The sequence below is a fragment of the Acetobacter tropicalis genome (assembly GCF_030644465.1).
Lineage (GTDB): Bacteria > Pseudomonadota > Alphaproteobacteria > Acetobacterales > Acetobacteraceae > Acetobacter > Acetobacter tropicalis.
Window position 1 is genome coordinate 3,225,001 of sequence record NZ_JAUYUW010000001.1, and the last position, 13,286, is coordinate 3,238,286.

At 52.0% G+C, this 13,286-nt stretch carries 9 protein-coding genes, 3 tRNA genes, 2 rRNA genes and 1 pseudogene; 7 read left to right on the forward strand and 8 right to left on the reverse strand.

What is annotated here, in order from left to right:
• Window positions 1-27 precede the first annotated feature (27 nt).
• The 5 genes from QWU00_RS14600 (at window position 28) to QWU00_RS14620 (ending at window position 3,617) form a co-directional block, all read left to right on the forward strand.
• Window positions 28-104 (forward strand) — tRNA-Ile (locus QWU00_RS14600).
• 34 nt (window positions 105-138) lie between these two features.
• Window positions 139-214 (forward strand) — tRNA-Ala (locus QWU00_RS14605).
• Between the two features lie 329 nt (window positions 215-543).
• A 23S ribosomal RNA gene (locus QWU00_RS14610) occupies window positions 544-3,284 on the forward strand.
• A 111-nt stretch (window positions 3,285-3,395) separates the two neighbouring features.
• Window positions 3,396-3,511 (forward strand): 5S ribosomal RNA (gene rrf, locus QWU00_RS14615).
• Window positions 3,512-3,540: 29 nt separating this feature from the next.
• Window positions 3,541-3,617 (forward strand) — tRNA-Met (locus QWU00_RS14620).
• 170 nt (window positions 3,618-3,787) lie between these two features.
• On the opposite strand, the gene QWU00_RS14625 is transcribed toward QWU00_RS14620, so the two are convergent.
• Together QWU00_RS14625 and QWU00_RS14630 are read right to left on the reverse strand one after the other, a co-directional pair.
• The gene (locus tag QWU00_RS14625; protein WP_304651047.1) at window positions 3,788-3,943 is read right to left on the reverse strand and encodes a hypothetical protein; all 156 of its coding nucleotides are present in this window, start codon (window positions 3,941-3,943) and stop codon (window positions 3,788-3,790) included.
• Window positions 3,944-4,013: 70 nt separating this feature from the next.
• Window positions 4,014-4,397, reverse strand: a complete 384-nt coding sequence (locus QWU00_RS14630; protein ID WP_052051570.1) for an O-methyltransferase — start codon at window positions 4,395-4,397, stop codon at window positions 4,014-4,016.
• On the opposite strand from QWU00_RS14630, the gene QWU00_RS14635 reads away from it, so the two are divergent.
• Window positions 4,396-5,088, forward strand: a complete 693-nt coding sequence (locus tag QWU00_RS14635; RefSeq protein ID WP_052051569.1) for a TetR/AcrR family transcriptional regulator — start codon at window positions 4,396-4,398, stop codon at window positions 5,086-5,088. The genes QWU00_RS14630 and QWU00_RS14635 overlap by 2 nt on opposite strands.
• Before the next feature lie 599 nt (window positions 5,089-5,687).
• Here the strand turns inward: QWU00_RS14635 and QWU00_RS14640 are convergent.
• A protein-coding gene (locus tag QWU00_RS14640; protein ID WP_304651021.1) for an IS5 family transposase occupies window positions 5,688-6,442 on the reverse strand; the annotation gives its coding sequence in 2 pieces (ribosomal slippage) (window positions 5,688-6,103 and window positions 6,103-6,442; 756 coding nt in all).
• Between the two features lie 198 nt (window positions 6,443-6,640).
• Between QWU00_RS14640 and QWU00_RS14645 the strand changes: the two genes are divergently transcribed.
• Window positions 6,641-9,082, forward strand: a complete 2,442-nt coding sequence (locus tag QWU00_RS14645; RefSeq protein ID WP_081939148.1) for a TonB-dependent siderophore receptor — start codon at window positions 6,641-6,643, stop codon at window positions 9,080-9,082.
• A 223-nt stretch (window positions 9,083-9,305) separates the two neighbouring features.
• On the opposite strand, the gene QWU00_RS14650 is transcribed toward QWU00_RS14645, so the two are convergent.
• From QWU00_RS14650 to QWU00_RS14670, 5 genes and pseudogenes are all read right to left on the reverse strand, one after another.
• Window positions 9,306-9,464 (reverse strand): hypothetical protein, encoded by a 159-nt coding sequence (locus QWU00_RS14650; RefSeq protein ID WP_316248923.1) that lies wholly within the window; start codon window positions 9,462-9,464, stop codon window positions 9,306-9,308.
• A gap of 79 nt (window positions 9,465-9,543) precedes the next feature.
• Window positions 9,544-10,381 (reverse strand): annotated as a pseudogene (locus QWU00_RS14655) (IS3 family transposase).
• Window positions 10,382-10,750: 369 nt separating this feature from the next.
• A complete protein-coding gene (locus QWU00_RS14660) occupies window positions 10,751-11,659 on the reverse strand; it encodes a LysR family transcriptional regulator (RefSeq protein WP_035382238.1) in 909 nt (302 codons plus the stop codon).
• A gap of 99 nt (window positions 11,660-11,758) precedes the next feature.
• Entirely contained in the window at window positions 11,759-12,733 is a 975-nt protein-coding gene (locus QWU00_RS14665; RefSeq protein ID WP_035382260.1) for an NAD-dependent epimerase/dehydratase family protein, read from the reverse strand.
• A 273-nt stretch (window positions 12,734-13,006) separates the two neighbouring features.
• On the reverse strand, window positions 13,007-13,240 hold the full coding sequence (locus tag QWU00_RS14670) for an Arm DNA-binding domain-containing protein (protein WP_035382237.1): 234 nt from the start codon (window positions 13,238-13,240) through the stop codon (window positions 13,007-13,009).
• Window positions 13,241-13,286 lie beyond the last annotated feature (46 nt).

Below are 13,286 nucleotides of genomic sequence, written 5' to 3' on the forward strand. Positions count from 1 at the left end.
GCCGGGATTTGAGCGGGGACAGGGTTTGGGCTAGTAGCTCAGTTGGTTAGAGCACACGCTTGATAAGCGTGGGGTCGGAGGTTCAAGTCCTCCCTGGCCCACCACCAGGCCTGCTGCGTGAGTGGTAATCTGGTTTTTGGGGGCATAGCTCAGCTGGGAGAGCACCTGCTTTGCAAGCAGGGGGTCGTCGGTTCGAACCCGTCTGCCTCCACCAAAACCGGGTTTTGGCTTTTGGTGTTGAGAGTAGCCTTATCGCAAGGGAGTGTAGAGATCGGACACTCTGTTCTGGAACCTGCGATAGCGGGGCTGGGATGGTATTGTCTGGTAAGTTTGATCTTTGTCAGTGTGAATCGGTTGGTGCGTATCTGTGCGTGCTGTTTCTGTGGGTTGGTCTGACCCTCGGGCTTTTTTAGGTCCGTGTTAAGCAGGAAGAGCGTAAGCGACCAGATACGTTTTAAGATGAAGTATGACGTGCTCGGATGCGTCATGCGGGAAGCTTTTTTGTATGTCTTAGGATGTATGGATGGTTTCTGTGCATGGGGTGAGTGAGCGCGATAAGGGCATTCGGTGGATGCCTTGGTACCAGGAGGCGATGAAGGACGTAGCACGCTGCGAAAAGCTACGGGGAGCCGCGAGCAGGCTTTGATCCGTAGATATCCGAATGGGGCAACCCACCCGCAAGGGTATCACAGTCTGAATACATAGGGCTGTGAGGCGAACCCGGGGAACTGAAACATCTCAGTACCTGGAGGAAAAGACATCAATTGAGATTCTGCTAGTAGTGGCGAGCGAACGCGGAACAGGCCAGTCATTTTTGAAGAAGAAGCAGAAGGATCTGGAAAGGTCCGCCATAGTGGGTGATAGCCCCGTATGCGTAGTGTCTTTGAGAATGCTCGAGTAGGGCGGGGCACGTGAAACCCTGTCTGAACATGGGGGGACCACCCTCCAAGCCTAAATACTCCCTGGTGACCGATAGTGAACAAGTACCGTGAGGGAAAGGTGAAAAGCACCCCGACGAGGGGAGTGAAATAGACCTGAAACCGGATGCCTACAAGCAGTCGGAGCCTCTTATGGGGTGACGGCGTACCTTTTGTATAATGGGTCAGCGAGTTTCTGTTTGCAGCGAGCTTAAGCCGATAGGTGTAGGCGTAGCGAAAGCGAGTCTGAATAGGGCGTCGAGTTGCTGGCAGAAGACCCGAAACCGAGTGATCTAGCCATGGCCAGGCTGAAGGTGCGGTAACACGCACTGGAGGGCCGAACCCACGCCTGTTGAAAAAGTCGGGGATGAGCTGTGGCTAGGGGTGAAAGGCCAATCAAACTCGGAAATAGCTGGTTCTCCGCGAAATCTATTGAGGTAGACCGTCAGGTATTTACCCCGGGGGGTAGAGCACTGGATGGGCTAGGGGGGCCCAAAGCCTTACCAAACCTAACCAAACTCCGAATACCCGGAAGTATAGCCTGGCAGACAGACAGTGGGTGCTAAGGTCCATTGTCGAGAGGGAAACAGCCCAGACCACCAGCTAAGGCCCCTAAATCGTGGCTAAGTGGGAAAGGATGTGGGGATTCCAAAACAACCAGGAGGTTGGCTTAGAAGCAGCCATCCTTTAAAGAAAGCGTAATAGCTCACTGGTCTAATAGAAACCCTGCGCCGAAAATGTAACGGGGCTCAAGCCACGTGCCGAAGCTGTGGGTGCATATCTATGATATGCGCGGTAGCGGAGCGTTCCGTAAGTCTGTGAAGGAGACGGGGTGACCCTCTCTGGAGATATCGGAAGTGCGAATGCTGACATGAGTAGCGACAAACAGTGCGAGAAACACTGTCGCCGAAAGTCCAAGGGTTCCTGCGCAAGGTTAATCCACGCAGGGTTAGTCGGCCCCTAAGGCGAGGGCGAAAGCCGTAGTCGATGGGAATCAGGTGAATAGTCCTGAACCTGCCAGAAGTGACGAATGCAAGATGTTGTCAGTCCTTATCGGATTGGACTGGCTTTTTGCGCATTCCAGGAAATAGCTCTGGCGTATAGACCGTACCCGAAACCGACACAGGTGGACTGGTAGAGAATACCAAGGCGCTTGAGAGAACGATGCTGAAGGAACTAGGCAAATTACTCGTGTAACTTCGGGATAAGCGAGACCCGTTGGTGGGCAACCATTGGCGGGTGGCACAGACCAGGGGGTAGCGACTGTTTAGTAAAAACACAGGGCTCTGCGAAGTCGAAAGACGACGTATAGGGCCTGACGCCTGCCCGGTGCCGGAAGGTTAAGAGGAGGTGTGAGAGCACTGAATTGAAGCCCCGGTAAACGGCGGCCGTAACTATAACGGTCCTAAGGTAGCGAAATTCCTTGTCGGGTAAGTTCCGACCTGCACGAATGGCGTAACGACTTCCCCGCTGTCTCCAGCATCGGCTCAGCGAAATTGAATTCCCCGTGAAGATGCGGGGTATCCGCGGTCAGACGGAAAGACCCTATGAACCTTTACTGCAGCTTTACAGTGGCATCAGAGACATTCTGTGTAGGATAGGTGGGAGGCTTTGAAGCGGGGGCGCCAGTTCCCGTGGAGCCATCCTTGAAATACCACCCTGAATTTTTCTGATGTCTAACCGCGGTCAGTTAGCCTGATCCGGGACCCTGTATGGTGGGCAGTTTGACTGGGGCGGTCGCCTCCCAAAGTGTAACGGAGGCGCGCGATGGTGGGCTCAGGCCGGTCGGAAACCGGCTGTTGAGTGCAATGGCATAAGCCCGCCTGACTGCGAGAGTGACAGCTCGAGCAGAGACGAAAGTCGGCCATAGTGATCCGGTGGTCCCGCGTGGAAGGGCCATCGCTCAACGGATAAAAGGTACTCTAGGGATAACAGGCTGATCTCCCCCAAGAGTCCACATCGACGGGGAGGTTTGGCACCTCGATGTCGGCTCATCACATCCTGGGGCTGGAGCAGGTCCCAAGGGTTCGGCTGTTCGCCGATTAAAGTGGTACGTGAGCTGGGTTTAGAACGTCGTGAGACAGTTCGGTCCCTATCTGCCGTGGATGTTGGAGACTTGAGAGGATTTGTCCCTAGTACGAGAGGACCGGGATGAACACACCTCTGGTGCACCGGTTGTCGCGCCAGCGGCACCGCCGGGTAGCTAAGTGTGGACGGGATAACCGCTGAAAGCATCTAAGCGGGAAACCCACCTCAAAACTAGGTCTCCCCAAGGGCCGTGATAGACCATCACGTCAATAGGCCAGGTGTGAAAGCGCAGTAATGCGTGCAGCTAACTGGTCCTAATCGCCCAATAGGCTCACTCTCTTACCGTTCCCTTAAAAGAACGGCCCGTGCACAGAAATCATCCATGCAAAACGTCATACTTCATCATACCCAACCGTCCACACCACCCCAACTCAAGGGTGATTTGGATGACCTGGTGGCCATGGCGGGGAGTGATCCACCCGATCCCATCCCGAACTCGGCCGTGAAAACCCCCAGCGCCTATGATACTGCGGCTTAAGTCGTGGGAAAGTCGGTCGCCGCCAGGTCTTCCAAATCACCCAAAAATCAACACAAACGCGGGGTGGAGCAGCCCGGTAGCTCGTCAGGCTCATAACCTGAAGGCCGCAGGTTCAAATCCTGCCCCCGCAACCAGTGAATCCTGTTTAATATCAAACGCTTAGGCCGCCCATCGGGCGGCCTTTTGCGTTTCTGCTCCACGCGCAGGATGCGTATAGGATGCAATCGGGAGTGAAAGCGCAGCGTAGTTTGGGCTGATTTCACGTGTGCGTGAACGTGGGAGCGAGGTTCTTTAGGCAGTCCGGTCAGACTCGAACCGCAATGTCGTGAGCAAAGTTCTGGCCAAGAGCTTCAGTTGTGATCGACGCCATACGATATCCGTTCGCCGGGTTGCTCAGATAGGCCAGATAAGCACCGGCGCGGCCGCCATCGCCCCCATCAAGATCGGTGCGATCGCTCACGACGAGGCCTCGTTGTCTTAGACCCGGTTCGAGCAGGCGAAGGATATCCAGATAGAGCCCTTTCGAGGCATCAAGCAGGATCAGGTCGATTGGCTGCTGCGCTTGCGGCTTTCTGTGCGACAAACTCTGTTGTCACCAGCCGCCCGCCGCCGTTATCTCTTAGGGCGGCTGCCAGGAAGAGTGTTGAAACCCCGAACGACGTGCCAAACTCAACAATATGTCGGGCACCGCTGCTGCGTGCCAGCACATAAAGCAGGGCGTCAAACTCAGGTGTGACTGGCATTCTGGCCTCAGCCATGGCCTGATAAAACCCGTGTTCTCCATCATGGTTCAGTCCTGCGGACTGCTCTTCTGCACGTCGAAAGGGATCCTGTTCAATGGTCTCGGAATAGAGACGTTCAAGAACCCGCTGGATAGCTGGTGTGAATTGTGGACGAAAGAGGTGATCGGTCATGGTAACTCCACAGACAAGACTGGATGCAGATAAAAATAATCCGTCGTTTTGTGCTGGCGTTACTCGCATTTTCACTGAAGATACCGACCTCGCTCTGGCTCCACGGAAATGGCCGCGTCAGGCACGTTCGCGAGCGACTGTGGACGCCATTCTGGAAGCGACTGCTCTGCTTCTGGAAGAAGGAAAGTCCTGCAGCACTAACGCAATTGCGGAGCGTGCCGGTGTTGGAATCGCCACCCTTTACCAGTATTTCCCAGGCAGGGACGAGGTCATCGCGGCCCTGAGTCGTCAGATGCGGGAAAGGCTGGTGCATACCGTGGCCTCGGCGCTGGTGACTGCGTGTCGCCAGTCATTGCGTGACGGATTACGCTCTTTGATTCTCGCCGCAGTTCAGGCTGACTGGGAGCGTCCGCTTCTCGCCTCGCGCTTGGATGAAATTGAAGCGAAACTGCCTCTTGAGACAGACCATCGCCGTATCATGACTGAACTCTGTGCAGCGGTAACGACGTTTCTTGAGCGTCAGCATGTCGCTTCTGGGAGGAAGGCGGAGATACTGGCTGCTGATCTCTGCACAATTGCAGGGGCGCTTATCGACGCGGAACGGGAGCGAGCCGGCACGATAGAGACAGATCAGTTCGATCGGATCACAGGCCATCTGTTGGCGATCATTCATGCAGGATCGCCGGAGTAACAATTTCGTATACGGCTAGGCGTTATGACAATTCCTGCCTGCCCAAAAACCAACATTGTTTGGCGAAACTCGACTGGCTGACTTTAAGGTTTTGCCGCCTGAAGGTTTGTCACTAACAGACGCATTAACGGTCATCTGGCGAGATTACACTACCTCCAGCCTTATAACCTCACCGATGGTGAATGCTTCCATGAAGCCCCGTTTTCGGACGTGACCGTACAAGCGGAATGTTTGGTCGACCTTTCGCATCCGAACACGTCCCGCCTTCCGCAAGCAAATCGGACATCACGGGAAAGACATGGATTTTCTTTCCGCCGGTATGCCATTCCTCGATGTCGCGATATATTTTGCGCGTCGTTATGCGGACGGTGGCCAAATTCTCTCGAAGTCGGGTAACCTCGTTAAACAGCTATGTTCTTTAGTCTTAGATGCTTTCTTTGTTTATTTCCGGTAGAGTGCAGGAATGACTCACGCTGATTTCCCTTCCGCGCCATTGGATATCGCGCTTCGTTTACCCAACACTCAAAAGGGTAAGGAATGGCTTAGTCAATTTGACTTACTGGATAGAGAGAACGCCGCGCGGTTGCTAGGGTGTGTCGTCAGTTAATTCCAATGATGGCGGAGACGAATTGCACGGCTGCGAGGAAAGTTGACTTCAGCTTGTCATATCGTGTTGCAATACCCCTGAACTGTTTAAGTCTGGCGAAGAAGCGTTCGATGATGTTTCGTTTTTTATAAAGCGAGAAGAGGATTTTCCGTGGATTGCGTCGGTTTTTCTTTGACGGAATAACCGGTGTGATCCCCCGCTCTTCAAGCTTTTCGATGAGGGGATCGGCATCATAAGCCTTGTCGGCGATGAAGACCTCGGGATCGACTTCATCGAGCAATGGCTCTGCTTCTGTGATGTCGGCCCTTTGTCCGGGCGTCAGGGAAAGAGCCGCAGCCTTTCCCGCGGCATCGACAATGGCATGGATTTTCGTGGTCAGTCCGCCACGGGACCGCCCGGTGGCCTGATCCGCCCCCCTTTTTTACGGGCGCCCGCGCTATGCTGGTGAGCACGGACAATGGTGCTGTCGATCATCATGTATTCGTTGTCATGGTCAGCAGCCAGATGCCGGAAAATCCGCTCGATCACGCCGCCTTCGCACCAGCGACGCAGCCGCCGGTGCACGTTCTTCCAGTCCCCGAACCGGGCAGGCAGATCACGCCAGGGAATGCCTGCACGGTAACGATACAGCACGGCTTCGATAAACAGACGGTTATCCTCAGCCGTCCCACCGACATGACCTTCGCGACCCGGGAGAAGATCTTTTATTCGCTCCCACTGACCATCGCTCAAACCATACCGTCGCATTCACACTCTCCCCGTTCCAGAAACAGGAAGAAAACATCACAGATCAAACGGGAGTACAAGCTTCATAATCCCCCCCCGTTTAACTGACGACACGCCCTAGTCAAACGACTGGCGCTGGGAGTTTCTACGGCCGGGTTATCATGGCTGACAATCAATCCTGCTTATAGCGCGCAAGCATCAGCATCAGCATCTACGGAAATGGAATTTGCCATTCCGGCAGGATCGCTGGCTGATGCGCTAACTCGCTTTGGACGTCAGGCAGGTATACAGATATCGGTCAATGGTGACCTTGCTCGCAGTATCAGATCGGGAGGAGTATCGGGAGGCATGACTCCCGATGCGGCGCTCATGCATCTGTTGGCGGGAACCGGGCTTGTCGCCCATCACACCAGTTCAAAAAACATTCTTATACAGAAAACATCGTCCGCCATCATGCTTGGTCCAGTACGTGTTGGCGGAAATATAAGTCACCAGCAGGATCCTTCCGGGCCGGGTGTGGGCTATGTTGCGACACGCACCATGACAGGATCAAAAACAGACACGCCAATCATTGAAATTCCAAATTCGATTCATGTGATTACTAAACAGCAGATGATTGATCAGCAGCCTCAGAACGTCATGGAGGCTCTGCGATACATGCCGGGTGTCAGTGTCGAAGCATTTGGCGCTTTTGGTAACGGTCCAGCTAGTGGACAAAATCCCGGTGCTATCCAGCAGCGCGGATTTGATACCTCGCAGTTTGTGGACGGCTTGCGATCCTATTCTAACAGCGCCGGAGAGACCGCTTTCCTGGAGCGAATAGAGGTCATGAATGGGCCCTCTTCCGTAATGTACGGGCAGAGCACGCCAGGTGGCATGATCAACATGAGTTTGAAAAAACCGACAGAAACACCATTGCATAATGCAACGGTTGGTTTTGGAAACTGGGGGCGGTACGAAGCAACTGTTGATGTCAGTGATAAGCTTAATAAATCAGGAAGTGTAAAATACCGTATTGCGGCCATTGGCGTAACGCAGGGCTCCCAGACAGACCATGTGAATTATCATCGTGTAGGTGTTTTGCCTTCGATTTCATGGAACATTGATGAAAAAACCAATGTCGCATTCGTGGGATCCTACATGTATACGCCTGGTGACGGAACAAACTGGACCCAGTTGCCACCTCAGATACTTTTGAACACCAATCATAACGGCCGCATTCCCAGAAGCCGTTTTCTAGGAGACCCGAGATGGAATGTTTCCGGTCAGAAAGATGCCTTCATTGAATATCAGTTTCAGCACAAATTCAATAAATGGATCGATTTCAGTCAGAATTTGAGATGGGAGCGATCAGAAAGCTTCGAGAAGAGACTTACTCGTGGTCGGATAATACTTCCAGATCAGTACGGTCGTGCTGCTTATGAAGGTGGGGGATTAGACTCCACTGTCGGGCTTGATACGAGAGTTAGCGGGAAATTTTCAATCAAAAACGTCCATAATACATGGCTTGTTGGTACTGATTTTCGGCAGTACAGCGACAAAAATGGAACAACTTCTGATCACACCATGGGTTATGACGGATTTCCTGGCTCAAACGGTTATTCATTTGTTAATGTTTATGACCCTCAGAGCAATTATATTCCGTGCATCAATGTTCATTCAAAAACATGCAGAAACACAAGCTATAGCGGAAATAACTCATATCTTCAGGAGGGTGTCTATTTTCAGGACCAAATAAAATGGAAGAATCTATCTGTAACTCTGGGGGGACGTCAGGACTGGGTCAATTATCACGGATATACAGATCAGGGTTCAAATCAGAATTCGGACCATACTTACATCGTCACAAGAAGCCATGCTCTTCCAAGACCGCAGAGCGCTTTCACATGGCGGGCTGGTTTGGTTTATAAATTTTCGTTCGGACTTGCTCCTTATTTTAGTTATTCGACATCTTTTGTCCCTCAGAGTTTCGGGCAGAGAGACTGGGAGGGGAGACTGTTTCCCCCACTGACTGGCAAGCAGTTGGAGGCTGGGATGAAATATGAATCTCCTGACCATAATATCTTTATCTCTGCTGCGGCGTTCAGGATTGATGAAAACCATTTTCTGGTTAATGATCCCGATCATGATAATTTTTCCAGCGACGCAGGAAAGGCACGTTCACAAGGGTTCGAGATTTCCGCCAATGCAAACATTACACGCGACTTGAGATTTAATGCTTCTTATACCTATGACGAGGCCACTTATCTGGACAGCAATCTTTCCGATACTCAGGCTTATGCTGATGGCAGCGCAGGAAGTGTCGTAGCTGAGAAAGGAAAATACGTAGAAAGTATTCCACGCAATATGGTGTCAGCATTTGTGGATTACACACCGCCTGCACGTTTCCTGAAAGGTTTCGGAATTAACGGTGGCGTACGATATAAGGGATTTACCTACTCCGATGCTGTTAACAGTTATAAAGTCCCTGCCTATGTGCTGTTCGACATTGGCGCTCATTATGATTTCGGGCAAGCATTTGCTTCTCTCAAAGGACTGCGAGCACAGCTTTCAATTTCAAATCTAACGAATAAATATTATATTGCTTCCTGTGGTGGAACTTATTCTTGTTATATTGGACAAGGTCGGCGTGTTTATGGAAATCTGAGCTACAGTTGGTGAGGAGTTACTCTGCTGGCTATCTAAGGATGAACTGTGTGATTCTGTAATTTGAGCGGTGCTGAATAACTGCCCCAAAAGCAAAATGGATACGCTGTATCTTTTTTAAACAAATGCAGTTTTGGGGCACTTTATGATATTGTGAATAGATGTGTAGTATTTCTTATTGTGCGTCGTGCACAGTCGAAGTGAATGTATTGAATTCAATCTTCTAGTTGAAAGCATCTTAATCAATTGCACCTCTTGACTGGAGCTTCGTTGCAGCAAGAGCCGATGAAATTTTGAGGTCGATCTCTTTGACCGCACGCTGGATCGGCTCTTTCTTGAGGTGGGCGTAACGTGCTGTTGATTTAAGATCACGGTGACCCAGAAGTTTTCCGATCATGATCAGATCCTCACCGAGTTCAAGCGCATCGGATGCAAAGGAATGGACTTGTAACGGTTTTGTGCCGGTCAGGAAGTGATTATGGCACTCTTGCTTCGAAAGCGAGAGGGCTGATGCCGCCCAGATATGAATGGCGTCGACGTGGATTGTAGAAACCATTGATATGCTGGAAGATGGCAGCAGTCGCCTGACGACGGGTTGGCCAGTTTTGCCTCCAGAGCCAGCCCTCGCCAGTCCAGATATAGCGGATATCGCCTGCCCATTTCTGGTTGGGGCCTTCAGCAAGGAAGTCGCCGTCCAGAAGGTTGGCCACAATGTCAGACTGGTGGTAGCTGTCGGTCGTGACCTTGTGGCGACGGGTGCGTACGGGCCGGATCCCGTTGTCCTTCATGAGGCGACCAACACGACGTTCCCCGACATCAAGCCCAGCTTCCCTCAGTTCCATGGTCATGCGCGGCCGTCCGTAGGAGCCGTTGCTCAGGGCATAATGTTCACGAATATGCACCAGCACTTTCAGATCGGTGCGCTGGCGCTGACAGACCGGTCGGGATGTCCAGGCCCGGTAACCCCGTGCCGAAACCCGCAGGACTTGGCACAACCTCTCGATTGACCATTCATGCCGATGTCCATGGATGAAGGCGAACCTCATGGCTTTTGGCTCACGCAGAACTGGGTAGCTTTTTTAGAATTTCCCTCTCCTCCCGCAGAATTCGGTTCTCCAGGCGGAGACGTTCATTCTAGCGGGCCAGATCAGCCTGCTGTCCGGAGGATCCCGGCTCGGCCGGACGATAATCCACTATCCATTTCGCCAGCGTAGATTTGCCAATGCCCAGGTCGCTCGGCACCCGCGTGCGTGACAGTCCACAGCTCAACGCAATCCTCACGGCTTCGCGCTTGAAATCTGCCGTATGTTTCATGGTGTCGTCGGTCTCCTGATACGAGCTGAAAACGCTCAGATGACCGGCACAAAACCGTTACAAGTCCATTGTGCCTCGTCTCCAGATGCAAGACGGGATCACGACATATGCTGAGGAGTTACCGTCTGGGTTGTGGAGCCCTGAGCGATTTCTGTCCCTGATCATGGGAGAAATTCCCCGGTTACGAGACGACGAAAACGGTTACGAACCATTGGGAAGAGGCTTCATCCCACATGTCGACATTCCTGCCGAAATTGAAACTGCTTATCAGCATGTTTATGGGCTTTTAAATAATCATGGAAAAACGAAGGGCCGCATCCTCACATTACGGGCGTGTTTACTGGGAGATGTCTTGAATTCATGTGTAAATTACAAACCTAACGGACGGACTTCCCGGATAAGATCGATCAACAGGCGCAAACCGAGCGGGACCTGTCTTCGGCTGGAATAGTAGATTTGATACCCCTCACCTCGGGCAGCCCATTCTTCAAGTACAATCTGAATCCCGCCACCTTTCAGGTAGGGGGAAAACACGGGCTCAACACAGTACATAAGACCGGAGCCAGCCAACGTCATGGCCAACATCGTGGGACGATCATTCAGGACAAACTGGGTCGGAACCGACATTGAAAACTCGCCTTCAGGCCCTTCGAATTCCCATTGATAGATACGCCCGTCGCCTAATCGCCCGTTGATACAGCGGTGATTTTTAAGGTCGCTCGGTGTCTGTGGGATACCGAACCGCTCAAAATACGCTGGAGCTCCTGCGACAATCCACCGTAAATCGCCTGAAATACGCTGCGCCACCATGTCTTCCGGCACGGTCCCACTGACACGGATACCGGCATCGAACCCCTCATGGGTGATATCTACCAGACGATCTGTAGCTTCAATTTCGATTTTTATTTCGGGATAGCGCTCTGCATAAAGTGCCAGAACAGGGGGTAAAATCGTGTGTGCGGCATCCACCTGCGCGTTAATTCGGATGCGTCCTTGGGGGGAATCACGATGTTTGTTCAGCCGTTCCACGGCCTGATCGATATCTTTCAGCGGCACTTCAATTGAATCACGAAACTCTTCACCTGCGGCGGTCAAAGTCACGCTACGGTTCGTTCTGTTAACGAGACGCACGCCAAGCTTTGCTTCCAGCCCCTTTAGCGCATGACTGATTGCCGAGGGGCTCACCCCCATTTCCAGACCAGCCAATCGAAAGTTGCGATGTCTGGCGATGGCTAGAAAGTAGGTAAAATCGGTGAGTTGGGAGCGCGCTACGGACATGTTTCGGACTTCAGCCTTTCTTGCTGGCACGTGCCGCAATCTTCTTAACACTGCGGTATTGATCACGAAGGCAATCAAGCCATAAATTTTGGGGGACGATCACTTCCAAGCCTTGGGCTTCTCAACCTTACCGTTCTCTATAAGCCATGTAATTGATTCTTTGACGCCAGCAATACTGCTGTAGGCAGGCTCATAACCGAGTTTCCGACGGGCTTTTTCGATAGACAGGCACGAACTCCGCGCAAAATGCTCCCAGGAGTGATGAGCCTCTTCTGGTGTGGGTTGCAGCTTCATCCATTCCTCATAGGGAGCATAAGCAATCTTCGGTTCAAAACCAAACCACGTAAAGATCGTCTCCGCGTAGCCTCTCAGGTTCAGCGCCGTATCTGAAACTGCGTTGAATGTCTCGCCAATCGCAACGCTGCGATTTGTAATTGCACGCTGGATCAGTTGCGAAATGTCGGTCGCGTGAACATGGTTCACCGTCTCCAGTCCGAGATTGGGAAGGACGATTTCTTCACCACGAGCCATTTTGGAAAAGACGGCTGCCTTGTCGTTCGCGAGGGGCGTAATCGGGGTCCATCCTTCGCCAACGATCTGACCGGGGCGAAAGATTGTCGCGGGGAAGCCAGTGGTACGCGCCTCGTGCATAAGCCATTTTTCAATTTCGGCCTTGTCTATGCCGTATTCACCGAAGGGATTAAGAGGCTCGTCCTCGCCCGCTGGTACTGCGGCGGTATGGCCGTAAACCCAGAGCGTGCTGCAATGCAGGAAATGTTCAATTTTACCACGCAGCGCTTCGACCAGTGGCCGGGTGCTGGCCAGATTGAACGAAATAAGGTCGATGACGATATCCGGTTTCAATCCGACGATGCGCTCTACGAACGTGCCAGCTTTTTCTTCCTCTTGGCGATCCACCGTGACTTGCTCGACGCGATCCCAAGCCGTGTTATGGATATAGCTTTTGGCCAGTCCCCGGCTGACACTGACCACGTCGTGCCCTTGATCAACAAGCGCTGGCACAAGATATGTTCCGATATGGCCCGTACCGCCGATGACGATAATTCTCGACATTGTCATTCTCCCGATCTGTGTGGGCGCGCGTTCACGCATGGTTTGTGCATTGGAAGATAACGCTTATTTCTTCATTTCCCTTCCCCAATACCTTTCAATGACGCGATGAAAATATTTCATCAAAAGATATGGAATTCTCTTTTAAGGATGTGGTGAAATTATTAAAATAAAAGCCTCTCTTTCTCAAATTGATTTGTTAATATTCAGATGTATGTTAACAATATATATTGTGGGCTTCGAAACCAAAGGAGATTTTTCTGCATTGATTGTATGTTAGTACTCTAAAAGCGCTGCGGAGATCTTCTCGGATATAAGGTTGGTTGGGCTCCCATGTTGTCCGATCGTGTAGCGACGCATGCGTTCGCCTGCGCGATAATGAATGACGTACACCTTTCGGCTGGATGGCCACACCCGGACTGCGAAGGCCGGAATGCTGTCATCCCAGAGGAAATAATCCTTCTCTGCCCGTTCGGCAGCGGTGACAATTTTCTTGCTGAGCTTGGCCATGCTTGCCCCCATCGCAGGAAACACATAGGAAACAGATGAATGCGAA